Origin of the sequence: Ramlibacter sp. (genome assembly GCF_050250995.1) — a bacterium.
Taxonomy (GTDB): domain Bacteria; phylum Pseudomonadota; class Gammaproteobacteria; order Burkholderiales; family Burkholderiaceae_C; genus Ramlibacter.
In genome coordinates, this window is record NZ_JBFWNP010000013.1 from 47,842 (window position 1) to 71,726 (window position 23,885).

A 23,885-nucleotide genomic window follows, 5' to 3' on the forward strand; every position below is an offset into this window, starting at 1 on the left:
TCCATGGCTGGTCACAGCAAATGGGCGAATATTCAGCACCGCAAGGGGCGCCAGGACGAAAAGCGCGGCAAGGTGTGGACGCGCGTCATCCGTGAAATCATGGTCGCGGCGCGCCAGGGCGGCGGCGACCTCTCGGCGAACCCTCGGCTGCGGCTGGCGGTGGACAAGGCCAAGGCCGCGAACATGCCGGCCGACACGATCAAGCGCAACATCGACAAGGCGACGGGCAACCTCGAAGGCGTGCATTACGAGGAAATCCGCTACGAGGGCTACGGCATCGGCGGCGCGGCCGTCATCATCGACACCATGACGGACAACAAGGTCCGCACCGTCGCCGAGGTGCGCCACGCCTTCAGCAAGTACGGCGGCAACATGGGCACCGAAGGCTCGGTGTCCTTCCAGTTCAAGCATTGCGGCCAGCTGATCCTGGCGCCCGGCACGAGCGAAGACAAGGTGATGGAAGTCGCCCTGGAAGCGGGCGCCGAGGACGTGTTGACCGACGCGGAAGGGGCCATCGAGGTCATCACCGGCCCGGCGGAATTCGAGGCGGTGAAGAACGCGCTGGAGGCGGCGGGCCTGAAGCCCGAGCTGGCCGAGGTCACGATGCGACCGGAGAACACGATCGAGCTCGCGGGCGAGGATGCGCAGCGCATGCAGAAGCTGCTGGACATCCTGGAGGACCTGGACGACGTCCAAGACGTCTTCCACAACGCCGAAATCGCCGAATGAAGGTCCTCGTCATCGGCGGCGGCGGCCGGGAGCATGCCTTGGCGTGGAAGCTCGCGCAGTCCGAAAGGATCCAGGCGGTGTACGTCGCCCCCGGCAACGGCGGCACGGCGACGGACGCGCGCCTGGAAAACGTCCCCATCACCGACGTGGTGGCGCTGCGCGAATGGGCGCAGAAGGAAAGGATCGCGCTGACGGTGGTCGGCCCCGAGGCGCCGCTGGCGGCAGGCGTGGTCGACGAATTCCGGGCGCACGGCCTGCGGATCTTCGGTCCCACGAAGGCGGCGGCGCAGCTGGAAAGCTCCAAGGCGTTCTCCAAGGCCTTCATGGCGCGCCACGGCATCCCGACGGCGCGCTACGAGACCTTCACCGATGCGGCCAAGGCGCATGCCTACATCGACCACATGGGCGCGCCCATCGTCGTCAAGGCCGACGGCCTGGCCGCGGGGAAGGGTGTCGTCGTCGCCATGACGTCGCAGGAAGCGCACGAGGCGGTCGACTTCATGCTCCTCGACAACAAGCTCGGCGTGCAGCACAACGCGGGCGGCGCGCGCGTGGTGATCGAGGAATTCCTGCAGGGCGAGGAGGCGAGCTTCATCGTGCTGTGCGACGGCAGGAACGTCACCGCGCTCGCGACGAGCCAGGACCACAAGCGCCTGCAGGACGGCGACGCCGGCCCGAACACGGGCGGCATGGGCGCGTATTCGCCCGCGCCGGTGGTCACGCCCGACGTGCATGCGCGCGCCATGCGCGAGATCATCCTGCCCACCATCGAGGGCATGGAGAAGGACGGCATTCCGTACACCGGTTTCCTCTACGCCGGCCTCATGATCGACGCCGCGGGCCAGTGCAAGACGCTCGAATTCAACTGCCGCATGGGCGACCCCGAGACGCAGCCGATCATGCTGCGCCTCAAGAGCGACCTGTACGAGGTGATGATGCATGCCACGAGCGGCACGCTCGACCAGATCCACCTCGACTGGGACCATCGCATCGCGCTCGGCGTGGTGATGGCCGCGGCGGGGTATCCGATGAACCCGCGCAAGGGCGACGTCATCACGGGCCTGCTCAAGCCGCAGCCCGAGGATGAAGTGGTCGTCTTCCACGCCGGCACGGCGAAGCAGGGCAAGGACACGGTAGTGACGGGCGGGCGCGTGCTGTGCGTCACCGCGCTGGCCGACACGGTGAAGGCCGCGCAGATGCGCGCCTACGAAGTGGTCGATGCCATCCGGTTCGACGGCGCGCAGTTCCGCCGCGACATCGGCCATCGTGCGGTGAAGGGGTGAGCATGGCGGATCCGCGCGTGACGCAGGTGCGCGACTGGCTGCAGGGGCTGCAGGCGCGGATCGTCGAGGCCATTGCGGCCGTGGACGGCACGGCATTCACCGTCGACCGCTGGCAGAAGGCGCCCGGCGAGCCCTTGCAGGGCCGCGGCACGACGATGATCCTCGAGGACGGCCCGGTGTTCGAGCGCGCCGGCTGCGGTTTCTCCGACGTGCAGGGCATGAAGCTGCCGCCCTCGGCCACGCAGCACCGCCCGCAGCTCGTCGGCGCGCCTTTCGAGGCGATGGGCGTGTCGCTGGTTTTCCACCCCCGCAATCCCTACGTGCCCACGGTCCACATGAACGTGCGCATGCTCGCCGCGCTGCCTGCCGAGGGCGAGCCGGTGTTCTGGTTCGGCGGCGGCATGGACCTCACGCCGTACTACGGCTTCGAGGAGGACGCGGTTCACTTCCATCGCGCCTGCAAGTCGGCCCTGGAGCCGCACGGCAGCGGCCTGTACCCGCGCTTCAAGGCCTGGTGCGACGATTATTTCTTCCTGAAGCATCGCGCGGAGCAGCGCGGCATCGGCGGCATCTTCTTCGACGATCACTCCGAAGGCGGCTTCGAGGCCAGCTTCGCGATGCAGCGTTCGGTGGGCGATGCCTTCCTGGGCGCCTACCTTCCCATCGTCGAGCGGCGCATGAACATTCCGCACGGCGAGCGCGAACGCGACTTCCAGCTGTACCGGCGCGGGCGCTACGTCGAGTTCAACCTCGTCTGGGACCGCGGCACGCACTTCGGCCTGCAGTCGGGCGGCCGCACCGAGTCGATCCTGCTGTCGATGCCGCCGCAGGCGAACTGGTCGTACCGCCGCGAGGAAGCGCCGGGCACGCCCGAGCGCGAGCTCTACGACAAGTTCATCGTGCGCCGGGAGTGGGTTTGAAGCTCGGCCTGTTCGGCGGCTCGTTCGATCCGCCGCATCACGCGCACGTGGCGCTCGCCACCGCGGCGGTGCAGCAGGTGCCGCTGGACGCGTTGCACGTCCTGCCCACCGGCGACGCATGGTACAAGCCGCGTCAGCTCACCGACGCGGCGCATCGCCTCGAAATGACGCGAATCGCCTTCGCGGCCGTGCCCCAGGCGCGCGTGGACGACCGCGAGATGCGCCGCGCCGGCCCCAGCTACACCATCGACACGCTGCGCGAACTGCGGCTCGAGGAGCCCGCCGCCGAGCTCTACCTGGTGATGGGCGAGGACCAGGCGGCGGCGTTCGCCACGTGGCGCGAGTGGACCGCCATCGCGGAAATCGCGACGCTGGCCATCGCCCGGCGCGACTACGCGGGCGCGACCCAGCCGCCGCTCGCCCTGCCTCCCGGGGTGCGCCACGTCGAGCTGCGCCTGCCGCTGCTGCCGGGCAGCGCATCCGACGTACGGAGGCGTCTTGCGGCCGGGCAGGCCATCGACGTACTGGTCGACCCCCGTGTAGCCAGTTATATTGACCACCATCACCTCTACCAACCTGACTGAATGACCACGGAAGCCGCCGCGAAAAAAGATACCCAACGCCTGCAGCGCGCCATCGTCGATGGCCTGGAGGATGTGAAAGGACAGGACATCGTCGTGTTCAACACCGAGCACCTGTCCCCCTTGTTCGAGCGGGTGATCGTCGCGTCGGGCACCTCGAACCGCCAGACCAAGGCGCTCGCCTCGAGCGTGTCCGATGCGGTGCGCGAGGCGGGCTTTCCCAAGCCGCGCACGGAGGGGCAGGACAACGGCGAGTGGATCATCGTCGACTGCGGCGCGGCCGTGGCGCACATCATGCAGCCGGCGATCCGCCAGTACTACAACCTCGAAGAGATCTGGGGCGAGAAGCCGATTCGCCTGCGCCTGGGCGCGCCCCAGCCGGCGAAGCCCGCAGCGAAGGAACCGGCTGCGAAGAAATCGACCGAGCCGGGCTCGCTGCGCCGCAGCACGGCGGTCAAGACGATCCAGCGTGCCGAGACGGCTGCGAAGAAGGCGGCGAAAGTGGCGGCGAAGAAGAGCGCGCCCGCGAAGAAGAGCGGCACGCCGCGGCCGGGCGGAACAGCGTCGGGCGCGAGGAAGTCCGCCGCGGCACCGGCGAAGAAGTCGGCAGCGCCCGCGAAGAAGCCCGCAGCGAAGAAGGCGCCCGCCAAGAAGTCTTCGTGAAGCTCCTCGTCGTCGCGGTCGGCCAGCGCGTTCCCGACTGGGCGCAGACCGCGTGGGACGACTATGCGAAGCGCTTCCCGCCCGAGTCGCGGCTCGAATTGAAGGCGGTGAAGACCGAGCCGCGCGGCTCGAAGACGCTGCAGACCCTGCTGTCCGCCGAACGGGAGCGCATCGAGGCCGCGATCCCGAAGGGCGCGCGCGTCGTCGCGCTCGACGAGCGTGGCAGCGCGCTCACGACCGTTGCGCTCGCGCGGAAAGTGAAGGACTGGGCGCTGGAGAACGACACCGTCGCCATCGTCATCGGCGGGCCGGACGGGCTCGATCCGCAGTTCAAGCAGGCCGCGCACGAGCGCATCCGGCTGTCCGATCTCACGCTGCCGCACGCGATGGTGCGCGTGCTGCTTGCCGAGCAGTTGTACCGCGCGTGGTCGATCAATGCGAACCATCCCTATCACCGTGAATAAGCCCTCCGCGCCCCTTGGCCGCGGGAATGACGCCTGATGTTCATCTACCTCGCCTCTCGAAGTCCACGGCGCCGGCAGTTGCTGGAGCAGCTGGGCATCGAGCACAGGTTGCTGCTGCCGGACGACGACGAAGACAGCGAAGGCCTCGAAGCGGTGGAGCCGGGCGAATCGCCCGCCACTTACGTGCAGCGGGTCACGCGGCTGAAGCTCGACGCGGCGCTGGATCGGCTGAAGCGCCGCAAGCTGCCCCGCGCGCCCATTCTCTGCTCGGACACGACGGTCGCCCGGGGCCGCGCGATCTACGGCAAGCCCGCCGACGAGAAAGACGCCGCGCGCATGCTGGGCGAGCTCTCGGGCGCGACGCACCGCGTGCTGACCGCCGTGGCCATCCAGAGGCCGGGCGGCGCGCGGCGCGAAGCTTTGAGCATCTCGCGCGTGACCTTCGCCGCGCTCACGCCCGCGAAGATCCGCGCCTACGTCGCGAGCGGCGAGCCGATGGGAAAGGCCGGGGCCTATGCCGTGCAGGGGCGCGCCGCGGCGTTCATCGCGCGCATCGACGGCTCGTTCACCGGCATCATGGGGCTTCCCCTGTTCGAGACGGCGGCCCTGTTGGCCGACGTTCGGTGATGTCCACCGCCTGCGGCACGATCCCGACGACCGCGCCCTTCGCGTTGAGCACCGGCCGCAGCGAGAAATCGAAGCGGCGCCGCCCGATGGGCAGGTCGAGCTCGATTTCCTGCACCACGCTGCGTCCCGAGGCGGCGGCTTCGACGCCCGCGCGCACGCGCTCCTGCAAGCCGTCGGTCGAAGCGAACCAGGGTGTCTCCCAGAACGGCAGGCCCACGACGTCGTTCAGCCGGGCCTGGATCCCCTGCAGCGACGCCAGGTTCGCCTCGAGCAGCTTGCCCTGCGGATCGAGGAAGGCCTGGTAGATCAGGCTCGTCTCGAAGGTCGCGCGCAGGCGGTCGGCCATGACGCCTTGCGTCTCGAGCGTGCGCGTCAGCTGCGCCGTGCGGCTGGCCACGTGCTTCTCGAGCGTGTCGTTGAACCTGCGCAGCGCCTGCTGCGCGCGCTGTTCCGCCTCGACGATGGAGGCGAGCCGCGCGCGCTCCTCGCCGAGTTGCCAGTTGCTGATGCGCAGCGCCGCCTCCGCGTGCGAGCGCGCCGTGACGTCGGTCACGAGCACGAAGATCCCGTCCACGGCGCCTTCCAGGTCGCGCACCGGCTGGTAGACGAAATCGAGGATGTGTTCCTGCGGCTTCGGCGCGCCGGGCGCCTGCAGGGTCACCTTGATGGATGCGCCGACGTAGGGCTCGCCGGTGCGGTAGACGCGGTCCAGGAGTTCGATGAAGCCTTGCTCGACGACTTCGGGGAGGGCCTGGCGCACCGCTTGGCCGACCACGTCGGGCCGGCCGACGAGCCGGAGGTAGGCCTCGTTCGCGACCTCGAAGACATGGTCCGGCCCGCGCAGCAGCGCGACGGCCGCGGGCGCCTGCCGGAACAGGTCGCGCCAGCGTTCGACCTCCTTCTGGCGCAGGCGGCGTGCGAGGACCGTCTCGGTGATTTCGTTGCCCTGGTTGAAGAGCCCGCCGATCGTGTGGTCCGGCAGGTGTACCGCCGTCAGGCTGTAGTTCCACCATGTCTCGCGCGCGACGCCGTGGCGCACCATGGGGAGCATTTCCTCGTACTGCGCCACGCCTTCGCCGGTGGCGAGAACGCGCTCGAAATGCGGTCCGACGACGTGCCAGATGTCCGACCATAGTTCGCGGGCGGGCTGGCCGAGGGCGGCCGGATGGCGGTCGGCGGGAATCACCGACCAGGCGTCGTTGTACAGGACGTGAAGGTCCTGCCCCCAGTAGATCGCCGTGGGGAAACTGGAACTGAGGCACAGGTTCACCACGAGCTTCAGCGCCGCGGGCCAGTCCCCAGGCGGGCCGAGCGGATGCGACGCCCAGTCGAACGCGCGGATGCGCTCGCCCATGGCGCCGCCGCCTTGAAGAAAGGACAAGGAATCTGCGGGAGTCATGCGGAGTGGTGCGGCGGGCTGCTTGCGGCCGCGCGGCGCGGCGCGGCGCGGCGGCGCCAGTGTATCCTGAGGCCGCACATGCAACAGGACATCCTGATCAACTGGTCGCCGCAGGAGGCGCGCGTCGCCATCGTCGAAAATGGGGCCGTGCAGGAGCTGCACGTCGAGCGCACGCTGGAGCGCGGCCTCGTCGGCAATGTCTACCTGGGCAAGGTCGCGCGCGTGCTGCCCGGCATGCAGTCGGCGTTCATCGACATCGGCCTGGAGCGCGCGGCCTTCCTGCACGTCGCCGACGTGTGGCAGCGCCAGCCCGACGGCGAGCCGCCGGGCCGGCCGGGCCAGCCGCAGGTGCCCATCGAGAAGCAGGTGTTCGAGGGCCAGTCGCTGCTCGTCCAGGTCATCAAGGACCCCATCGGCACCAAGGGCGCGCGCCTGTCGACGCAGGTGAGCATCGCGGGCCGGCTGCTCGTCTTCCTGCCGCAGGACGATCACATCGGCATCTCGCAGAAGATTCCGCACGACCAGCGCGAGGCGCTGCGCGCACGGCTCACGCGGCTGGTCGGCGCGCCGGGCGGCGGCTTCATCCTGCGCACCAATGGCGAGGATGCGTCGGACGACGAGCTTGCCGAGGACATCGCCTACCTGCGCAAGACCTGGACGCGCATCCGCGAGGCCGCGACGCGGCTGCCCGCCGGCTCGCTGCTGCACCAGGACCTGAACCTGATCCAGCGCGTGCTGCGCGACCTGGTGACCTGCGACACGCAGACGATTCGCATCGATTCGCGCGAACAGCATGCGCTGCTTGCGAAGTTCGGCGAGGAGTTCATGCCCTCGGCGGCGGCGAAGCTGCATCTGTACAAGGGCGAGCGGCCGATCTTCGACCTGTACAACATCGACGAGGAAATCGCGAAGGCGCTCGGGCGCCGGGTCGACCTGAAGTCGGGCGGCTACCTGATCGTCGACCAGACCGAGGCGCTGACCACGGTCGACGTGAACACCGGCGGCTACGTCGGCTCGCGCAACTTCGACGACACGATCTTCAAGACGAACCTGGAGGCCGCGCACGCCATCGCGCGCCAGCTGCGCCTGCGCAACCTGGGCGGGATCATCATCGTCGACTTCATCGACATGCAGCGCGAGGACCATCGCGACTCGGTGCTCGGCGAGTTCCGCAAGCAGCTCACGCGCGACCGCGTGAAGACGATGGCGGGCAACTTCTCGCAGCTGGGCCTGGTGGAGATGACGCGCAAGCGCACCCGCGAGTCGCTCGCGCACATGCTGTGCGAGCCGTGCGAGGCATGCATGGGCAAGGGCACGGTGCGCACGGCGCGCACGGTCTGCTACGACATCCTGCGCGAGATCCTGCGCGAGGCGCGGCAGTTCAATCCGCGCGAATACCGCGTGGTGGCGTCGCCGAGGGTGGTGGAGCTGTTCCTGGACGAGGAGAGCCAGCACCTGGCGGGCCTGTCGGACTTCATCGGCAAGCCGATCTCGCTGCAAAGCGAAAGCGCGATGGGGCAGGAGCAGTACGACATCGTGCTGCTCTGACGGCATCCGGGGCGCGAAAATAATACAATGTCTGACCAGACTGGTCAGATCAAGGCGATTCCCGTGAATCAATGGCAGCTTCAGGAAGCGAAGGCGCAGATCTCCGAGCTCGTCAAGCGTGCTCAGGACGAACCTCAAGGCATCACGGTGCACGGCAAGTCCGTCGCCGTGGTGTTGTCGCGCGAGGCCTTCGACAGGATGTCCGGCGGTTCGATGTCGCTTGTCGATTTCATGCAGGCATCGCCGCTCGCCGGGCACGATGAGCCGCGTTTCGAGCGCGAGCAGAGCAGTACCCGCCGGACGCCCCGCCTGTGAGTTACCTGGTCGACACGAATGTGTTGTCGGAGCTTCGGAAGAAGTCGCCCCAGCCCTCGGTTGTGAACTGGTTTGCCGAACGGCCGGCCTCGACCTTGTACTTGAGCGTGCTCACGCTCGGCGAACTCCGCAAAGGTGTCGAAGGCATCGGCGATGCGCGCCGTCAGGCGACGCTTCGCGACTGGCTGGAAGTCGAGTTGCCTCGATTCTTCATAGGTCGAGTGCTGGATGTCGACGGCGCAGTTGCCGATCGCTGGGGCCGGCTCGTCGCGGGCGCGGGTCGTCCACTGCCCACCATCGACAGCCTTCTCGCCGCGACCGCACTGGCGCACGACCTCGTGCTCGTGACGCGGAACAAGAAGGACTTCAGGGGATTGCCGGTCGAAGTGCTCGACCCCTGGTCGCCTCACTGAGGAAGGATCCGCCTCGCCGCCTCCGCGACGCGCTGCGGCGTGATCGCCGGCAGGCACGCCGTGCCGCTTTGCCGATGGTCCTCGCAGCCCGCCTTCCCGCAGGGCACGCAAGGGAGGTCGGCCTGCACGATGGTGATGTTGCGCAGCGTTTGCGACGACGCTTGGCGTGCAATGGCAACGCCCGATCCGGGCCAGGGCGCCCAGCGCTGAGGATTCGTCGGGCCGAAGATCGCGAGCACGGGGACATCGCAGGCGGCCGCGAGGTGCGAGATCGAGGTGTCGGGGCCGATGTAGAGCGCCGCACCGCGGATCAATCTCGCCAGCTGGCGGAAGTCCAGGCTTCCTGCGTCGACGAGCATCGATTCGGGCGCGCATCCCTTCATCGCGTCGACGCACGCGCGGTCATGCGCGCCCGGGCCGCCCGTGAGCACGACCTGGCGACCGTCCGCGGTCAGCAAGGAGGCCAGCTCGCGGAAGTGGGACAGGGGCCACTGCTTGTACGGCCACATCGACGGCGTGTGCATGACGATGTAGCCGGCGTGCAGGCGCGATTGCAGCGGGGCCGGCAACGCCGAACCTTCCGGCGCGACCAGCGAGGCATTCGAGACATGGGATGCCGACGTCCACGGCGCGAGCAAGGACAGGCGTTCCGCGACGATATGCACCCCGGAAGGATCGCCGCCACTCTCCACGGCGTGCGTCAGCAAGGCCCGCTTCCACCAGTTGCTGCTGCTGCGTTCGGGCAGCACGCCCGCGCGCACGCGCGATGCCGCCCACCCGAACAGATGCGCTCGATCTCCCGGGTCCGCCACGAGCACGAGGTCGTAGCGCCGCCACAGACGCCGCAGCAGGCGCCACGCGCCGCCGAAGCCCAGTTGCGCCGGCGTCGCGATCCGCTCGCGCACGTCCGGGTTGCCCTCCAGCATGCCCAGCGTGCCCTCGAACCCGAGCACGTCGACCGCCGCTTCAGGCCACAGGCTCCGCACTTCGCGGATCAGCGGCGTCGTGAGCAGCACGTCGCCGATCTGGCGCGTGACCACGACCAGCACCGACTTCATGGATCGCGCCGCGCGAGCAGCCACGCCATCGCGGCGGCGTAGAAATGCGCCTCCGTGAAGTCGAGCAGCATCGAGTTGAGCGCCGACGCGACGGCGAAGGCGACGGCGACGCAGGCCGCGGAGGAGGCATACGCGCCGGCCTCGCCGCGACGCCGCCATCCGCGAACGAGCGGCGCAGCGAGCCACGCGGCGTAGAGCGCCAACGCCGGCAGGCCGCCCGCCGCCCACTGCATCAGGTATTCGTTATGCGGGTTGGCGCTCTTCGCGTAGTACGCATCGGGCGGCGCGCCGCGCGCTGCCGCCACGGCCTCGTAGGCGCCCGCGTAACCGACCCAGCCCGTGCCGACGAGCCAGTGGTCGCGGATCACCTCGGTCGTGTTCCGCAGAAGCTCCGTGCGGATCTTGTTGGAGTTGGCGATGTCGCCCCGCTTTTCGCGCATGGACGACAGCAGCGACGCGACGACGACGGCCGACACCAGGACGCCGACGACGGCAGCCCAGCGCCAACGCCCCGGCGCCGCGCGCCATGCCGCGAATGCGCCGAACAGGGCCACGGCGACGTAGCCCGTCCGCGCGCCGACCGCTGCCACGACGGTGAACGCGAGAAACGCGGCGGCCGGGTACGCAATGACCTTGGCCATGCGGCCGAGCCGCCCTTGCTCGAAAAGGATGAAGGCGGCCACCGAGAGGCCGAAGCCCGCCGAGATGCGCCGCAATTCGACCTTGGTCGTGACCTCCGCCGACAGCGGAATCCAGTGCGCGACCGCGAGCCCCACCGAGCCCGCGAGCAGGCCCCAGACGAACGCGTCGCGTCGCGGGCACAGCGTGAAAAGTGCCCACAGCACCGGCATCAGCAGAAGCTCGTGGTAGTGGTTCACGACGCCGGCGGCGGAGCGGTCCCACCCTGCCGCGATGCTGCGCGCGGCAATGTAGGCCAACAGCGCGAGGCCGATCGCGAACATCGGCTCGCGCCAGGGCCGCAGCCGCCACACGCGCGGCGCCATCGCCAGCGCCACCAGCATCAGCATCCCGAGCGCGATGCTCGTGCCGGCGGTGGAGTAGGGCAGGAACACGCCGAGCGCCGCGAGTCCGCCGGTCAGCGTCGCCTGCAGCGCGCGTTCGGGGAGGGGTGTCGGTGGCGCATCCAGCGTCATGGAAGAGGAATTCATCATGGCAGCACGCCCTCGGCGTCGTGCAGCGCGTGCAGGCGCGCATAGAGTCCGCCGCTCGCGAGCAGTTGCGCATGCGTGCCGACTTCGGCAAGCCGGCCCTGGTCGAGCACGGCCACGCGGTCGGCATGCTCGATGGTGGACAGGCGGTGCGCGATCACGAGCGTCGTGCGGCCGGTCATCAGGCGGCGCAGCGCCTCCTGCACCATGCGCTCGGACTCGTTGTCGAGGGCGGACGTGGCTTCGTCGAGGATCAGGATGGGAGCGTCCTTGTAGAGCGCGCGGGCGATGGCCAGGCGCTGCCGCTGCCCGCCGGACAGCGAGGCCGCATTGTGGCCCACCGGCGAATCGATGCCCTGCGGCAACTGCGCGACGAGCGCGCCGAGGTTCGCCGCCTCCAGCGCGTGCATGACGCGCGCGCGGTCGACGTCACGGCCCAGCGCCACGTTGACCGCGAGCGTGTCGTTGAACATCACGACGTCCTGGCTCACCATCGCGAACTGGCGGCGCAGGGAAGCCAGATTCCATTCGTGCAGCGCATGCCCGTCGACGAAGATGCCGCCGCACGCGGGTTCCACGAAGCGCGGCAGCAGGTTGGCCAGGGTCGTCTTGCCGGAGCCCGAGGGACCGACGAGGGCCACCGTTTCGCCCGGCGCGATGTCGAGGCTGAAGTCGGCGAGCGCGGGGCGCGCGGCATCGGGATACTGCACCGTCACGTCCCGCAGCTCGATGCGGCCCTGCGCGCGCGCCGCCTCGTACGCGCCGCCGGCTTCGACGGGCGAATGCTCCACGAGGTCGAGCGAACGCTCGAGCGCCGCGAGGCCGCGCGCGATGGGACTCGTCACCTCCGACAGGCGCTTCACCGGTGCGATCAGCATGAGCATCGCCGTGACGAACGAGGCGAATGCGCCCACGGTCATCGCGTTGCCGCTTTGCCAGAGCGCGATGCAGATCACCACCGACAGCGCCGCCGCCGAAAGCATGTGCATCGTCGGCGTGATGAGCGCCTGCGCGACGGCGGACTTCATGGCGAGCCGCCGCAACCGCTGGCTGAGCGTCTCGAAGCGACCGGCCTGCGCTTCCTGCGCGCCGTGCAGCCGCACCACGCGGTTGGCGAGCACGTTCTCCTCGACCGCATAGGTGAGCTCGATGGTCGCGGCCTGGCTGCTTTTCGCCAGCCCATACAGGCGGCGCGACACGGTCCGCATCAGCCACGCGACGGCCGGCGCCATCAGGCCCACCACCAGGGTCAGCTGCCAGTTGATGTACAGCAGGTAGCCGAGCAGGGCGACCAGCGCGAGGCTGTCCTTGACCAGCGCCGTGAGCGCATTCACGAGCAGGCTGAAGCCGGTCTGCACCTCCGCCACGATGCCGTTGGAGAGCGAGCTGGCCGTCTCGCGCGAAAAAAGCGTCATGCGCGCATCGAGCAGCCGGCCGAACAGAGCGCGCCGCAGCGTCACCATGCCCTCGTTGGCGATCTTCGCCAGCGCGATGTCGGCGATGAAGCCCGAGACGCCGCGGATCGCGAAGAGTCCGAGCAGTGCGGCGGGGACGAGCCACGGGCTGAACGATTGCCGGTTGAATCCTTCGTCCAGCAGAGGCTTCAGCAGGGCGGGCACGGCGGGCTCCGTGGCCGCGCCGACGATCGTCGCGAGCAGCACCACGAGCCAGTAGCGGCGCACGTGCCGGATGTAGGGAAAGACGCGGCGGATGCGGAAGGCGAGGCTGCCCGCGGAGGCTTCAGTCACGGCGGGCATAATCGGGCTTCATGCGCGGATTATCCAGCGATTCCGGTACCGCTCCGGAGGCGACCGCTCCGACCGGCGCACCCCTCAGCGCCATCCTCATCACCCGCAACGAAGCATCGAACATCGTCGAATGCCTCGCCTCGGTGGCCTTCGCGCGCGAGCGCATCGTCGTCGACAACGGCAGCACCGACGACACGGTCGCGCTTGCCACCGCCGCCGGCGCGCGCGTCGTCGTCACCGCGGACTGGCCCGGCTTCGGCGCGCAGAAGAACCGCGCGCTCGCGCTCGCCACCGAGCCGTGGGTGTTGTCGCTCGATGCCGACGAGCGCGTCACCCCCGAACTGCGCGACGAGATCCTGCGCACCTTGCAGTCGCCCGCCGCCGAGGCGTGGGACATGCCGCGCCGCTCCAGCTATTGCGGGCAGTTCATCGCGCACTCGGGCTGGTACCCGGACCGCGTCACGCGACTGTTCAAGCGTGGAACCGCGCGCTTCTCCGACGACCTCGTCCACGAAAGACTCGTGACCGATGCCCCGCCCGCGCACCTGAATCACGACCTCGTGCATCGCAGCTTCCCCGACTTCGAATCGGTGCTCGACAAGCTCGACCGCTATTCCACGGCCGGCGCGCTGCGCCTGCATGCGCAGGGGCGCAAGGGCTCGGTGGGCCGGGCGGTGCTGCACGGGCTGTGGGCCTTCGTGCGTACCTATGTCCTGCGTCGCGGCTTTCTCGACGGGCGCATGGGCTTCCTGCTCGCGGTGTCCAATGCCGAGGGCACGTACTACCGCTACGTCAAGCTCTGGCTGATGCAGCGCAGGGGTTGAAGGCGCAGCCATGAAAACCGCCTTCGTCGTGCTCACGTACAACCGCGCGGATGCACTGCTCGCGGTGCTGCGCGAGCTCGCCCGGCAGTGCGGTCCGCAACATGAAGTGATCATCGCCGACGACGGCTCGCGGCCGCAGCAGGTCGAGGAAGTGGTCACCGGCCTGCCGCGTTTCGCCTGCCCCGTGCGCCATGTGTGGCACCCCGACTCGGGCTTCACCGCCTCGCGCGCGCGCAACCTCGGCGCCCACGCGGCGCGCAGCGACTATCTCGTCTTCCTCGATGGCGACTGCGTGCCCGCGCTAAGATTCGCGGCCATGCATGAACGCCTGGCCGCGCAAGGGCGCTTCGTCAACGGCAGCCGCGTGCTGCTCGGCGAGGCCTTCACGCGGCGCGTGATCGCGGGCGAGGTCGCGCTGTCGCGACTGTCCACGGCCGAGTGGCTGCGCCGCCGGGCGGCCGGCGACGTGAACAAGCTGACGCACCTGTTGCGCTGGCCGGGCGCGCCCGCGCGCATGCAGAATCGCTTCGCGTGGAAGGGCATTCGCAGCTGCAATTTCGGCGTCTTCAAATCCGACTTCGAGAAAGTGAACGGTTTCGACGAAAGCTTCGCCGGCTGGGGCCATGAAGATGCCGACCTGGTGCTGCGGCTGCATCGCCTCGGCCTGTCGCGCTGCAATGGTTTCCTCGCGACCGAAGTGTTCCATCTGTGGCACCCGGAGCATTCCCGCGCGAACGAAAGCGTGAACCGCGAGCGCGTGCGCGAGCGCACGGGCAGCGACATCATCCGTGCCGAGGCCGGCCTGGCCGAGGCGATTCGCACCCCGGATGCGGTGGTGACTGAACTCCATCGACCGACGAGAGACTAAGCAGCATGAATCCTCCCGCACACCGTCCCCGCCGCCGCGAGGCCCTGGGCCTGCTCGGCGGCCTCGCGGCGCTCCACGCACTGCCGGCCCGCGCGCAATTCCGCGTCGAGGTCACCGGCATCGGCCTCACGCAGTTGCCCATCGCCGTCGTGCCCTTCCGCGGCGACGCGGATGCCCCGCAGAAGATCGCCGCCATCGTGCAGGCCGACCTCGAGCGCAGCGGCCAGTTCCGCGCGGTCGACCCGTCCGGCGCGGGCCCGCTCGACGAAGCGAGCCGTCCCGACGTGAGCCCGTGGCGCCAGAAGGGCGCCGATTCGCTCGCGGTCGGCAGCGTGGCGCGCCTGGCCGACGGCCGCTTCGACGTGCGCTTCCGCCTCTGGGACGTCGTGCGAGGGCAGGAGCTCACGGGCCAGAGCTACGCCGTCACGGCGGGCGACCTGCGCCTGGCCGCGCACCGCATCGCCGACGCCATCTACGAGAAGCTCACCGGCGACAAGGGCGTGTTCTCCACGCGCATCTCCTACGTCACCAAGGCCGGCAGCCGCTACAACCTGTGGGTGGCCGATGCCGACGGCGAGAACGCGCAATCGGCGCTCGCGAGTCCCGAGCCGATCATCTCGCCCGCGTGGTCCGCCAACGGCGCGCAGCTCGCCTACGTGTCGTTCGAATCGCGCAAGCCCGTCGTGTACGTGCACGACGTGCAATCCGGGCGCCGCCGGCTCATCGCGAATTTCCGCGGCTCCAACAGCGCGCCGGCATGGTCGCCCGACGGCCGCACGCTCGCGGTCACGCTGACGCGCGACGGGGGCTCGCAGCTCTACACGATCAGCAGCGAAGGCGGCGAGCCGCGCCGGCTCACGCAGTCGAGCGGCATCGACACCGAGCCCGTGTACTCGGCAGACGGCCGCAGCATCCTGTTCGTGAGCGACCGCGGCGGCGCGCCCCAGATCTACCGCATGGGCGCGTCGGGCGGGGAGCCGCAGCGCGTCACCTTCACCGGCAGTTACAACATCTCGCCGGCACTGAGCCCGGACGGGCGATGGCTGGCCTATATTTCCCGCATCGGCGGCGCCTTCAAGCTGCAGGTGATGGAGCTCGCGAGCGGCAACGTCCAGTCGGTCACCGACACGACGGCCGACGAAAGCCCGAGCTTCGCGCCCAACGGCAAGCTCATCGTCTACGCGACCCGACAGGGCGGGCGCGAGGCGCTGATGACCACCACGCTCGACGGCAAGATCAAGGCCCGCCTGGCCGGCCGCGAGGGCGACATCCGCGAGCCCGACTGGGGCCCGTTCCAGAAGTGATTGCCTTCCCATCCACCCCATCCTGGAGAACCACACGATGAATCCACGCATGATCGTCGCCGCGCTCGCGGCCGCAGTGCTCGCCGGCTGCGCCAGCGGCGTGAAACTCGATGACGTCCCGGTCGAGGACCGCCGTGGCGCCACCATCGCGCCCGATGCGGGCACCGGCACCGGCAGCGGCCAGCCCGGCGGACAGACGCAAAGCCGCGTCGCCCCCGTGCAGGCCGATCCGCTCGCGGGGACGGCGCAGGGGCCGCAGAACGTCGCGCGCATCGTGCTGTTCGACTATGACAGCTACGTCATCAAGCCCGAGTACCAGAACCTCATCGAGGCGCATGCGCGCTTCCTGAAGTCGAACAACGGCCGGCGCGTCGTGGTCGAGGGCCACACCGACGAGCGCGGTGGGCGCGAATACAACCTCGCGCTCGGCCAGCGCCGCGCCGAGGCCGTGCGGCGCTCGCTCGGCCTGCTGGGCGTGGCCGAGCAGCAGGTCGAGGCCGTGAGCTTCGGCAAGGAAAAGCCCGCCAACCCGGCCAGCAACGAGCAGGCCTGGGCGCAGAACCGCCGCGCGGAAATCGCGTACCGGCAATGAAGACCGTCGCCATGACGCTGCGCGCGGCCGTGCTGGCCTGCGCATCGCTCGCGGCCGCATCGGGCGCGTCGGCCGCGCTGTTCGAGGACGACGAGGCGCGCCGCGCGATCCTGGAACTTCGCCAGCGCGTCGAGCAGAACCGCGCGATGCATGCCGAGGAACTGCGCCGCTCCGCCGAGGAGCTGCGCCGCGCGAACGAGGACACGGCGACCCTGCGTCGCAGCATCCTCGACCTGCAGCGCGAAATCGAGACGCTGCGCGGCGACCTCGCGCGCGTGCGCGGCGAGAACGAGACGGTGACGCGCGCGCTGTCCGACGTCCAGCGCAGCCAGAAGGACCTGGCCGTGGGCCTGGAAGACCGGCTGCGCAAGTTCGAGCCCGCGAAGGTGAGCGTGGACGGCCGCGAGTTCACGGCCGACCCCAACGAGCAGCGCGAATTCGACGCGGCGCTGGCGAGCTTCCGCAAGGGCGAGTTCCCGGCGGCGCAGACGGCCTTCGCTTCCTTCGTGCAGCGCTATCCGGGCAGCGGCTATCGCGCCGTGGCCTTGTTCTGGCTGGGCAACGCGCAGTATGCGAACCGCGACTACCGCGGCGCCATCCTGAACTTCCGCGCGCTGCTCTCGCAGGCGCCGGACCATCCACGCGCGCCCGAGGCCGTGCTGTCGATCGCGAACTGCCAGATCGAACTGAAGGAGAACGCGCAGGCGCGCCGCACGCTCGACGAGCTGGTGAAGGCGTATCCGCACTCCGAGGCGGCGGTGGCGGCGAAGGAGCGGCTGGCCCGCCTGCGCAGCTGACCTGTCTTCCTCCCTCTCCCGCCTGCGGGAGAGGGCAGGGGTGAGGGCGCGTGCGCGGCGCCCCCTTTCGCGGGCGATGCCAGAATCCAGACCATGGACATCGCCTCTGCAGCCAGCAAAGTCCTTGCACTGGCTTTCGCTTTCTCCTTCCTTTTCGGCGCCATCGCGCAGCGCACGCACTTCTGCACGATGGGCGCGGTGAGCGACGCCGTCACCATGGGCGACTACACGCGCCTGCGCCAGTGGGCCATGGCCGCGGGCGTGGCCATGCTCGGCTTCTGGCTGCTCGCGTATGCGGGTCTCGTGGACCCCGCGAAGACGCTGTATGCCTCCAGCCGCTGGATCTGGCTGTCGGCGCTTGTCGGCGGATCGCTCTTCGGCTTCGGCATGGTGCTGGCGTCGGGCTGCGGCAGCAAGACGCTCGTGCGCATCGGCGGAGGAAACCTCAAGTCGGTGGTCGTGTTCGTCGTGCTCGCGATCTCGGCATTCGCCACGCTCAAGGGCATCACCGCCGTGGCGCGGGTGGCGACGGTGGATCGCGTGGCGGTGGACTTCGGGGCGAACGCATCGCTGTCCACGGCCGCTGCCGCCTTGACGGGGTTGCAGCCCGCGCTCGGGGGTCTGCTCGTTGCCGTGTTGCTGGGCGGTGCGCTCGTGGCCTGGGCGCTGCGCGGTCCCGGCTTCATCACGTTCGACAACCTGTTGGCCGGTCTCGGCATCGGCGCGATCATCGCGGCCGTGTGGTGGACGACCGGGCATGTGGGCTACCTGGCCGAGCATCCGGAGACCTTGCAGGAGACCTTCCTGGCCACCAACTCCGGCCGCGCCGAGGCCCTGAGCTTCGTCGCGCCCGTCGCGTACACCGTCGACTGGCTCCTGTTCTTCAGCGACAAGAGCAAGGTGCTGACCGTCGGCATCGTCTCGGTGGTCGGCGTGATCGCGGGGTCCGCGGCCGTGGCGCTCGCCATGCGGAGTTTTCGCTGGGAAGGCTTCGGCGGCACCGAGGACCTGGCGAATCATCTCGTCGGCGCCGTGCTGATGGGCGTGGGCGGCGTCACCGCGATGGGCTGCACGATCGGGCAGGGCCTGTCGGGACTGTCGACCTTGAGCGCGACGAGTTTCGTGGCGGTGGGCGCGATCCTGCTGGGCGCGCTCGGCGCGTTCCGTTATCAGATGTGGCGCCTGGAGAAATCGTGAGCCCCCACGCCACGCACTTCGTGTCGTCGCTGCCCCCCGAGGGGGCGCGGGCCGCCTTGAGGCGGCTCGGCGGAGGCCCGGCGTGACGCACCTCGACGAGACCGCCGACCTGCGGCGCCGCTTCGGCGGACTGGAGCGCTTGTACGGCATGCAGGGTGCGGCCGCCATTCGCGCGTCGCACGTCGCGGTGGTGGGCATCGGCGGCGTCGGCTCGTGGGCGGCCGAGGCGCTCGCGCGCAGCGGCGTGGGCGCGCTGACGCTGATCGACCTCGATCACATCGCCGAGTCGAACATCAACCGGCAGATCCATGCGCTCGCGTCCACCGTGGGGCAGGCGAAGGTGCAGGCCATGCGCGAGCGCATCGCGCAGATCCATCCGGCATGCCGCGTGACGACGGTCGAGGATTTCGTCGAGCCGGAGAACTGGCCCGCCCTGCTGCCCGCGGGCGTCGACGCGGTCATCGATGCGTGCGATGCAGTGAAGGCGAAGGTGGCGATGGCCGAGTGGGCGCTGAGGACGCGCGCGATGTTCATTGCATGCGGCGCGGCGGGCGGCAAGCGCCTCGCGCATCGGGTCGACATCGACGACCTGGCACTCACGACGCACGACCCCTTGCTCGCGCAATTGCGCTATCGCCTGCGCAAGTTCCACGGCGCGCCGAAGGAGGGCAAGCGCATCGGCCTCGCCTGCGTCTTCAGTCGCGAAGCGGTGGCGCCGCCCGATGCGTCGTGCGCGATCGAGGGCGACGGATCGCTCAATTGCCACGGCTACGGATCGGTGGTCAGCGTCACCGCCACCTTCGGCCAATGCGCGGCCGGATGGGTGATGGACCGCATTGCTTCGGCGTCCGCGCGGAAAGTCGCCGGGACACCGCTATAATCGTGGGCTTTGCTGCGTGCAATGCGCAGCAAACAGGTTGGGACGTTAGCTCAGTTGGTAGAGCAGCGGACTTTTAATCCGTTGGTCGGCGGTTCGAGCCCGCCACGTCCTACCAGATTCTTGCCGCCGGAGTCGCCGGCACGGATCGCCTCTTCATTCGCAGCCGCGCTCAGGTGACCGGCGTTGCCAACGGGTTCGAGGCCGGCTGCGCGGCGAGCCAGCCGATGTCGACGAGCGGACGCGCCGTCTCGGGATCGCGCAGCAGCAGACTTTCGATCGCCACCGCGGCGCGCATCAGGAACGCATCCTGGCCGCGGCGCGCCACCAGTTGCAGGCCGAACGGGAACCCCTGCGCATCGACGCCACAGGGGATGGAGATGCACGGCTGGTTCAGCAAGGTGATCGCATAGGTCATGCGCACCCAATCCAGGTAATTGGAAGTCGGACGCGCCGCGACCCGCGCGGGATAGATCTCATGCTTCGGCCAGGGTCGCACCGACACCGTCGGCAGCACCAGCAGGTCGAAGCCCTCGAAGAACCGCTGTGCCGCCCGATACATCCGTGTCCACTCCACATTCGCCACGGACACATCGACTTGCGAAAGTCGCAGCCCCGCCTCGTAGTTCCCGGTGACCAGACGTCCCCACCGGCCGCCGTGCTCGTGCATGCGCGCGTGCCAGGTTCCGACGAACGCTGCCGCCCGGAGCGTCTCGTAGAGAATGTCCGCTCCGGTGAAGTCCGGCGACGCGTCCGCGCATTCGAGGAACACGCTGCGCAGCCGGCGTGTGCGGCGGCCGAACAACTCCGCGAGGTCGGGCTCGATGGGGGCGAACCCGCCCAGATCCGGCGTGAACGCAACGCGCAGGCCGCACAGGTCCAGCGGCAGGGGTGCCTTCTGCAAGGCGGGATCGACAGGGGCGGAGAGCGGATCGAGGGGGTCGAACCGTGCCATTGCGGAGAGCAGCAGGGCCGTGTCTCGCGCGGTGCGCGCCATCGGACCCTCGACGGCGAAATGGAGCGGGCCGAAAGCGCGGCTGGCGGAGGGCACGAGACCGGCCGTGGGACGCATGCCGGTGACGCCGCACAGGGACGCCGGAATCCGCAGCGACCCGGCGTTGTCGGAGCCATGCGCCAGCGGTAGCATGCCGGTGGACAGCGCCACCGCCGACCCGCCCGAGGAGCCGCCGCAGGTGAGTTCCGGCGCGAACGGGTTGCCCGACACGCCATACACGGGATTGAACGTGTTGCCGCCCGCCGCCCATTCGGGCGTGTTCGTCTTGAAGCAGACGATGCCGCCGGCCGCGCGCAGCGCCGCCACGATGGGATCGTCGGCCGCAGGCACGTGATCGGCGTACACGCGCGACCCGTAAGTCGTGCGCAGTCCGGCTGTGTCGATCATGTCCTTGATGCCGATGGGCAATCCGTGCAGGGGCCCGAGCGGGTCGCCGCGCCGAACGGCGGCCTCCGCCGCCGCAGCTTCACGGCGCGCGCGTTCGTGGTCCACGGCGACGACGGCATTGAGCTGCCCATTGACCTCCTCGATGCGCGCGAGGCAATCGTCGAGCAGTTCAACGGGCGACAGTTCGCGCGAACCGATCAACGCGCGCGCGTCGACGGCATCCAGTTCACAGGGGCGGCCGCGATGGAGGGGTACTGCCTTGCTCGTCATGAGCACGGAGTTTAGGCACTTCACGGACCGAACGCGACGCGCGAGCCGGAACTGTTGCGACGATGACGCGAGTAGGAAAAATACCGAAAGAGAAGCCGCGAACGCCTGAGCTATATTGTTGGCGTCATTCAACTTCTTCACAGCGCATGGAGGGGTGCGGTGTCGAACGACGCAGTCAAGGATCTGTTCGCGCAGTGGGTGGCGGCCCACAATGAATTGGTGAGGCTGGAGCTGGAGGCCTTGGGCGCGCAACTCCAGGGGCGACGCGTCAGCGACGATCTTGCTGAGCGCAGGCGCGCCGCGAAGGACACTGCGGATCGCCTGTTCATTCGCGCGACCGCTGAACATTCGCTGACCCATGGGACTCGGTGGAGCCGCACCTGGGCAGAAGAATCAGGCCAGCCCGGCAACCTCAGGCACTGCTGACGCGCGCAGCGGGGCGCTTCCCCAACTCCTCGTCGTGCTCCCCCATCCCCGGCACCCGCGTATCGATCACCGCCGGGTCGTGCAGGAACTTGATGGGGTTGCCCAGTTGCGGCAATCCGTCCGCATCCTTCAGCACCATCTCGCGCGCCGCCACCTGCGGATGCGCGACCCCTTCGACCAGGTTCAGCACCGGCGCGAAAGCGACGTCGCGGCCCTTGAACCACTCGGTCCATTCGTCCCGCGTGCGCTTCGCGAACTCTTCGCGCAGGAATGCCTTCACGGGTTCGTGCGCGGCGCCCGGCGCCTCCAGCGTGGCGGCGATGAGGTCGGGGCGGCCCAGGGGCTCGAGCAGATTCACGACGAACTTCTTCTCGGCGCCGCACAGCGCGACAAAGCGCTTGTCCTTCGTCTCGTAGATCTGGATGAACGCATGGCCGCCCCACGAACGTTCGAGCTTCGGCTCGGGCGGCTTCTGCCAGGCGAACACGGGGCCGATCGTGTGCGGCACCCACGACAGCGTCGCGTCGTGCATCGACATGTCGATGTAGTCGCCGCGGCCGGTCTTCTCGCGCCGGTAGAGCGCCATGAGCACGCCCGAGAGGCCCAGCGACGACACGGTGATGTCGGACACCGGCATGTGCGGCAGCACGGGCCGCGAGTCGCGGTCGACGTTGAGGCTCAGCACGCCCGCGATCGCGCCGATCACGACGTCGTGCCCCGCGACGTTGGCGAGCGGGCCGGTCTGGCCGAAGGCGGCGATGGAGAGATAGACGATCCGCGGATTGAAGGCCGAGATGGTCTTGTAGTCGACGCCCAGCCGCGCGGCGACGCCGGGACGGAAGCTCTCGACGATGACGTCGGCATCCTTCGCGAGGTCGAGGAAGAACTGCCGGTCCTCGGCGTTCTTCAGGTCGAGCGTGAGGCTTTTCTTGCCGCGGTTCGTGTTGCGGAACCAGACGGTGTGCTCGCCGACGCGCGGCCCGATGTGGCGCGCGGGTTCGCCCTCTCCGGGGGCTTCGATGGCGATGACCTCGGCGCCGTGGTCGCTCATCATCAGGGTCACGTAGGGACCGGGCAGGAAGCGCGAGAGGTCGAGGACGCGCAGGCCTTCGAGTTTCATGATGGGTCGTTCGGTGGGTTGCGGGGCATGCTAGATTGTGCCGGACGCAACCCATGGCCCATGGCATGCACAGATGTCGCCGGGCAAGCATCACCCCATGACACATCCGATCTCTGACGAATACACCGAACTGCGGACGCAGCTGCGTCGCTTTCTGCAGGAGCGCATCGCGCCCCGCCTGCGCGAGGCCGAGCGCACCGGCATCTACCCGGAAGGATTGATCGAGGAAGTGGGCGCGGCCGGCTTCTTCGGCACGTGGTTCCCGGAGCGCGTGGGCGGCTCCGCGATGGACTACCGCGCACCGGCCATCGTCGCCGACGAGATGGGCAACCTCACGCCGCAGTTGTCCGTCGCGCTCAACCAGCAGGGCATGTCGTGCCCCTACACGATCCTGGAGTTCGGCCGGAAAGACATCGCCGAGCCGTTCGTGCGCGACCTGCTCGCCGGCCGCAAGATCGGCATGTGGTCGCTCACCGAGTCCGGCGGCGGCTCGGACCCCGCGAACACCGTGAAGACGCGCGCCGTGCGCGATGGTGACCACTATGTCATCAACGGCTCGAAGATGTTCGCGACGGGCGCCAACCGTTGCGACGTCGGCGTGCTGTTCGCGCGCACCTCCAGCGAGCCGGGCCATCGTTCGCTGAGCGCGTTCATCGTCGAGCCGCGCAAGTGCCCGGGCTGGCGCGCGGAGCCCATCCGCTTTCAGGGATTGAGCCGCGTGTTCAACACCTGCGAGGTCTCCATCGAGGACCTGCGCGTCCACAAGGACATGCTGCTCGGCGAGGAAGGCGACGGTTTCAAGATCGCGATGCAGGGCCTGGTGTACGGGCGCCTGTCGGTCGGCGCGCGGGCGCTCGGCGTGGCCAAGGGCGTGCTGGAAGAGGGCGCCGCCTACGTCAACAACCGCATGCTGAAGGGCGAGCCGCTGTCCAAGTTCCAGGCGATCCAGATGGAATTCGGCGAGGTCGATGCGTCCGTGTTCGCGGCCGAAGCCGCGCTCTACAGCGCCATCGATCTGCTCAACGCGCGCCAGCCGGCCAACCGCGCGATGGCCATCGCGAAGTACGTCTGCGGCAGGGCCGCGAAACAGGCGGCCGAGCTGATCGGGCCGATGTTCGGCGGCTACTCGCTCGCCGAGGAATATCGCATCTGCGACCTCCGCGCCCACGCGAACCTGTTCGAGATCGGCGAGGGCTCGCCGCACGTGCAGAAGCTGCTGATCGGCCAGCACCGGCTGGGGCTGAAGGACGCGGATCGCGGGGAGACGCGGCATCTGGAATGAGCGTGAAGG

24 protein-coding genes and 1 tRNA gene are annotated in these 23,885 nt (G+C 69.1%); 19 read left to right on the forward strand and 6 right to left on the reverse strand.

Translation table 11 applies throughout. The features are described from left to right. Nucleotides 1–3: 3 nt before the first annotated feature. Genes AB7E83_RS11370 through AB7E83_RS11400 form a run of 7 tightly spaced genes read left to right on the forward strand, consistent with a single transcriptional unit; the run spans nt 4 to nt 5,267 of the window. Nucleotides 4–729: a YebC/PmpR family DNA-binding transcriptional regulator gene (locus AB7E83_RS11370; protein WP_428569260.1), complete on the forward strand. Its 726-nt coding sequence runs from the start codon at nt 4–6 to the stop codon at nt 727–729. Continuing rightward, complete coding sequence (purD, locus tag AB7E83_RS11375; protein ID WP_428569262.1) at nt 726–2,012, forward strand: phosphoribosylamine--glycine ligase; 1,287 nt, start codon at nt 726–728, stop codon at nt 2,010–2,012. The genes AB7E83_RS11370 and purD overlap by 4 nt, the downstream gene beginning before the upstream one ends. Nucleotides 2,013–2,014: 2 nt before the next feature. Next, nucleotides 2,015–2,932 (forward strand): oxygen-dependent coproporphyrinogen oxidase, encoded by a 918-nt coding sequence (gene hemF / locus AB7E83_RS11380; protein ID WP_428569265.1) that lies wholly within the window; start codon nt 2,015–2,017, stop codon nt 2,930–2,932. Next, nucleotides 2,923–3,516 carry a nicotinate (nicotinamide) nucleotide adenylyltransferase gene (nadD, locus tag AB7E83_RS11385; RefSeq protein ID WP_428569267.1) on the forward strand — a complete coding sequence of 198 codons (594 nt, stop codon included), beginning with the start codon at nt 2,923–2,925 and terminating at the stop codon, nt 3,514–3,516. The genes hemF and nadD overlap by 10 nt, the downstream gene beginning before the upstream one ends. Then, nucleotides 3,517–4,176, forward strand: a complete 660-nt coding sequence (gene rsfS, locus AB7E83_RS11390) for a ribosome silencing factor (protein ID WP_428569270.1) — start codon at nt 3,517–3,519, stop codon at nt 4,174–4,176. It begins immediately after the preceding gene. Then, the gene (rlmH, locus tag AB7E83_RS11395) at nt 4,173–4,640 is read left to right on the forward strand and encodes a 23S rRNA (pseudouridine(1915)-N(3))-methyltransferase RlmH (protein WP_428569272.1); all 468 of its coding nucleotides are present in this window, start codon (nt 4,173–4,175) and stop codon (nt 4,638–4,640) included. Before rsfS ends, rlmH begins: the two co-directional genes overlap by 4 nt. Nucleotides 4,641–4,676: 36 nt before the next feature. Further along, nucleotides 4,677–5,267: a Maf family protein gene (locus AB7E83_RS11400; RefSeq protein WP_428569275.1), complete on the forward strand. Its 591-nt coding sequence runs from the start codon at nt 4,677–4,679 to the stop codon at nt 5,265–5,267. Here AB7E83_RS11400 and AB7E83_RS11405 read toward each other — a convergent pair. After that, nucleotides 5,215–6,648 carry a PAS domain-containing protein gene (locus tag AB7E83_RS11405; protein ID WP_428569277.1) on the reverse strand — a complete coding sequence of 478 codons (1,434 nt, stop codon included), beginning with the start codon at nt 6,646–6,648 and terminating at the stop codon, nt 5,215–5,217. The genes AB7E83_RS11400 and AB7E83_RS11405 overlap by 53 nt on opposite strands. A 96-nt stretch (nt 6,649–6,744) precedes the next feature. Between AB7E83_RS11405 and rng the strand changes: the two genes are divergently transcribed. The 3 genes from rng to AB7E83_RS11420 all read left to right on the forward strand — a co-directional run bounded on the left by rng (nt 6,745) and on the right by AB7E83_RS11420 (nt 8,942). Further along, nucleotides 6,745–8,214 (forward strand): ribonuclease G, encoded by a 1,470-nt coding sequence (gene rng / locus AB7E83_RS11410; RefSeq protein ID WP_428569279.1) that lies wholly within the window; start codon nt 6,745–6,747, stop codon nt 8,212–8,214. 63 nt (nt 8,215–8,277) lie between these two features. Then, a complete protein-coding gene (locus AB7E83_RS11415) occupies nt 8,278–8,529 on the forward strand; it encodes a type II toxin-antitoxin system Phd/YefM family antitoxin (RefSeq protein ID WP_428569384.1) in 252 nt (83 codons plus the stop codon). Continuing rightward, a complete protein-coding gene (locus tag AB7E83_RS11420) occupies nt 8,526–8,942 on the forward strand; it encodes a type II toxin-antitoxin system VapC family toxin (RefSeq protein ID WP_428569282.1) in 417 nt (138 codons plus the stop codon). The genes AB7E83_RS11415 and AB7E83_RS11420 overlap by 4 nt, the downstream gene beginning before the upstream one ends. Here AB7E83_RS11420 and AB7E83_RS11425 read toward each other — a convergent pair. Genes AB7E83_RS11425 through msbA form a run of 3 tightly spaced genes read right to left on the reverse strand, consistent with a single transcriptional unit; the run spans nt 8,936 to nt 12,926 of the window. Beyond that, a complete protein-coding gene (locus AB7E83_RS11425; protein ID WP_428569285.1) occupies nt 8,936–10,000 on the reverse strand; it encodes a glycosyltransferase family 9 protein in 1,065 nt (354 codons plus the stop codon). The genes AB7E83_RS11420 and AB7E83_RS11425 overlap by 7 nt on opposite strands. Beyond that, nucleotides 9,997–11,169, reverse strand: a complete 1,173-nt coding sequence (locus tag AB7E83_RS11430) for an O-antigen ligase family protein (protein WP_428569288.1) — start codon at nt 11,167–11,169, stop codon at nt 9,997–9,999. Before AB7E83_RS11430 ends, AB7E83_RS11425 begins: the two co-directional genes overlap by 4 nt. Continuing rightward, nucleotides 11,169–12,926, reverse strand: coding sequence for a lipid A export permease/ATP-binding protein MsbA (gene msbA / locus AB7E83_RS11435; protein WP_428569291.1), 1,758 nt, complete (start codon nt 12,924–12,926; stop codon nt 11,169–11,171). The genes AB7E83_RS11430 and msbA overlap by 1 nt, the downstream gene beginning before the upstream one ends. Before the next feature lie 11 nt (nt 12,927–12,937). On the opposite strand from msbA, the gene AB7E83_RS11440 reads away from it, so the two are divergent. From AB7E83_RS11440 to AB7E83_RS11475, 8 genes are all read left to right on the forward strand, one after another. Beyond that, complete coding sequence (locus AB7E83_RS11440; protein WP_428569294.1) at nt 12,938–13,741, forward strand: glycosyltransferase family 2 protein; 804 nt, start codon at nt 12,938–12,940, stop codon at nt 13,739–13,741. A 10-nt stretch (nt 13,742–13,751) separates the two neighbouring features. Beyond that, the gene (locus tag AB7E83_RS11445; protein ID WP_428569296.1) at nt 13,752–14,609 is read left to right on the forward strand and encodes a glycosyltransferase family 2 protein; all 858 of its coding nucleotides are present in this window, start codon (nt 13,752–13,754) and stop codon (nt 14,607–14,609) included. A gap of 5 nt (nt 14,610–14,614) precedes the next feature. After that, the gene (gene tolB, locus AB7E83_RS11450; RefSeq protein WP_428569299.1) at nt 14,615–15,913 is read left to right on the forward strand and encodes a Tol-Pal system beta propeller repeat protein TolB; all 1,299 of its coding nucleotides are present in this window, start codon (nt 14,615–14,617) and stop codon (nt 15,911–15,913) included. Nucleotides 15,914–15,950: 37 nt separating this feature from the next. Beyond that, a complete protein-coding gene (pal, locus tag AB7E83_RS11455; RefSeq protein WP_428569302.1) occupies nt 15,951–16,505 on the forward strand; it encodes a peptidoglycan-associated lipoprotein Pal in 555 nt (184 codons plus the stop codon). Next, nucleotides 16,502–17,302, forward strand: a complete 801-nt coding sequence (gene ybgF / locus AB7E83_RS11460; RefSeq protein ID WP_428569304.1) for a tol-pal system protein YbgF — start codon at nt 16,502–16,504, stop codon at nt 17,300–17,302. The genes pal and ybgF overlap by 4 nt, the downstream gene beginning before the upstream one ends. A gap of 93 nt (nt 17,303–17,395) precedes the next feature. Further along, complete coding sequence (locus AB7E83_RS11465) at nt 17,396–18,499, forward strand: YeeE/YedE family protein (protein ID WP_428569306.1); 1,104 nt, start codon at nt 17,396–17,398, stop codon at nt 18,497–18,499. 148 nt (nt 18,500–18,647) lie between these two features. Next, complete coding sequence (locus tag AB7E83_RS11470) at nt 18,648–19,379, forward strand: tRNA threonylcarbamoyladenosine dehydratase (protein WP_428569387.1); 732 nt, start codon at nt 18,648–18,650, stop codon at nt 19,377–19,379. Between the two features lie 39 nt (nt 19,380–19,418). Further along, nucleotides 19,419–19,494, forward strand: a tRNA-Lys gene (locus AB7E83_RS11475). Between the two features lie 54 nt (nt 19,495–19,548). Here the strand turns inward: AB7E83_RS11475 and AB7E83_RS11480 are convergent. Together AB7E83_RS11480 and AB7E83_RS11485 are read right to left on the reverse strand one after the other, a co-directional pair. Continuing rightward, entirely contained in the window at nt 19,549–21,396 is a 1,848-nt protein-coding gene (locus AB7E83_RS11480; RefSeq protein WP_428569309.1) for an amidase, read from the reverse strand. 64 nt (nt 21,397–21,460) lie between these two features. Then, nucleotides 21,461–22,594 carry a CaiB/BaiF CoA transferase family protein gene (locus AB7E83_RS11485; protein WP_428569312.1) on the reverse strand — a complete coding sequence of 378 codons (1,134 nt, stop codon included), beginning with the start codon at nt 22,592–22,594 and terminating at the stop codon, nt 21,461–21,463. A 97-nt stretch (nt 22,595–22,691) separates the two neighbouring features. Between AB7E83_RS11485 and AB7E83_RS11490 the strand changes: the two genes are divergently transcribed. Continuing rightward, on the forward strand, nt 22,692–23,876 hold the full coding sequence (locus AB7E83_RS11490; protein WP_428569315.1) for an acyl-CoA dehydrogenase family protein: 1,185 nt from the start codon (nt 22,692–22,694) through the stop codon (nt 23,874–23,876). Nucleotides 23,877–23,885 lie beyond the last annotated feature (9 nt).

Bases quoted from the DNA above. Each gene is read 5' to 3' on its own strand.
- AB7E83_RS11485 (WP_428569312.1), bottom strand. From the start codon at position 22,594: ATGAAACTCGAAGGCCTGCGCGTCCTCGACCTCTCGCGCTTCCTGCCC.
- hemF (WP_428569265.1), top strand. From the start codon at position 2,015: ATGGCGGATCCGCGCGTGACGCAGGTGCGCGACTGGCTGCAGGGGCTG.
- rsfS (WP_428569270.1), top strand. From the start codon at position 3,517: ATGACCACGGAAGCCGCCGCGAAAAAAGATACCCAACGCCTGCAGCGC.
- AB7E83_RS11425 (WP_428569285.1), bottom strand. From the start codon at position 10,000: ATGAAGTCGGTGCTGGTCGTGGTCACGCGCCAGATCGGCGACGTGCTG.
- AB7E83_RS11370 (WP_428569260.1), top strand. From the start codon at position 4: ATGGCTGGTCACAGCAAATGGGCGAATATTCAGCACCGCAAGGGGCGC.
- purD (WP_428569262.1), top strand. From the start codon at position 726: ATGAAGGTCCTCGTCATCGGCGGCGGCGGCCGGGAGCATGCCTTGGCG.
- msbA (WP_428569291.1), bottom strand. From the start codon at position 12,926: ATGCCCGCCGTGACTGAAGCCTCCGCGGGCAGCCTCGCCTTCCGCATC.
- AB7E83_RS11445 (WP_428569296.1), top strand. From the start codon at position 13,752: ATGAAAACCGCCTTCGTCGTGCTCACGTACAACCGCGCGGATGCACTG.
- AB7E83_RS11465 (WP_428569306.1), top strand. From the start codon at position 17,396: ATGGACATCGCCTCTGCAGCCAGCAAAGTCCTTGCACTGGCTTTCGCT.
- AB7E83_RS11490 (WP_428569315.1), top strand. From the start codon at position 22,692: ATGACACATCCGATCTCTGACGAATACACCGAACTGCGGACGCAGCTG.
- tolB (WP_428569299.1), top strand. From the start codon at position 14,615: ATGAATCCTCCCGCACACCGTCCCCGCCGCCGCGAGGCCCTGGGCCTG.
- ybgF (WP_428569304.1), top strand. From the start codon at position 16,502: ATGAAGACCGTCGCCATGACGCTGCGCGCGGCCGTGCTGGCCTGCGCA.
- AB7E83_RS11480 (WP_428569309.1), bottom strand. From the start codon at position 21,396: ATGTTCAGCGGTCGCGCGAATGAACAGGCGATCCGCAGTGTCCTTCGC.
- AB7E83_RS11470 (WP_428569387.1), top strand. From the start codon at position 18,648: ATGCAGGGTGCGGCCGCCATTCGCGCGTCGCACGTCGCGGTGGTGGGC.
- pal (WP_428569302.1), top strand. From the start codon at position 15,951: ATGAATCCACGCATGATCGTCGCCGCGCTCGCGGCCGCAGTGCTCGCC.
- AB7E83_RS11440 (WP_428569294.1), top strand. From the start codon at position 12,938: ATGCGCGGATTATCCAGCGATTCCGGTACCGCTCCGGAGGCGACCGCT.
- AB7E83_RS11430 (WP_428569288.1), bottom strand. From the start codon at position 11,169: ATGAATTCCTCTTCCATGACGCTGGATGCGCCACCGACACCCCTCCCC.
- AB7E83_RS11400 (WP_428569275.1), top strand. From the start codon at position 4,677: ATGTTCATCTACCTCGCCTCTCGAAGTCCACGGCGCCGGCAGTTGCTG.
- rng (WP_428569279.1), top strand. From the start codon at position 6,745: ATGCAACAGGACATCCTGATCAACTGGTCGCCGCAGGAGGCGCGCGTC.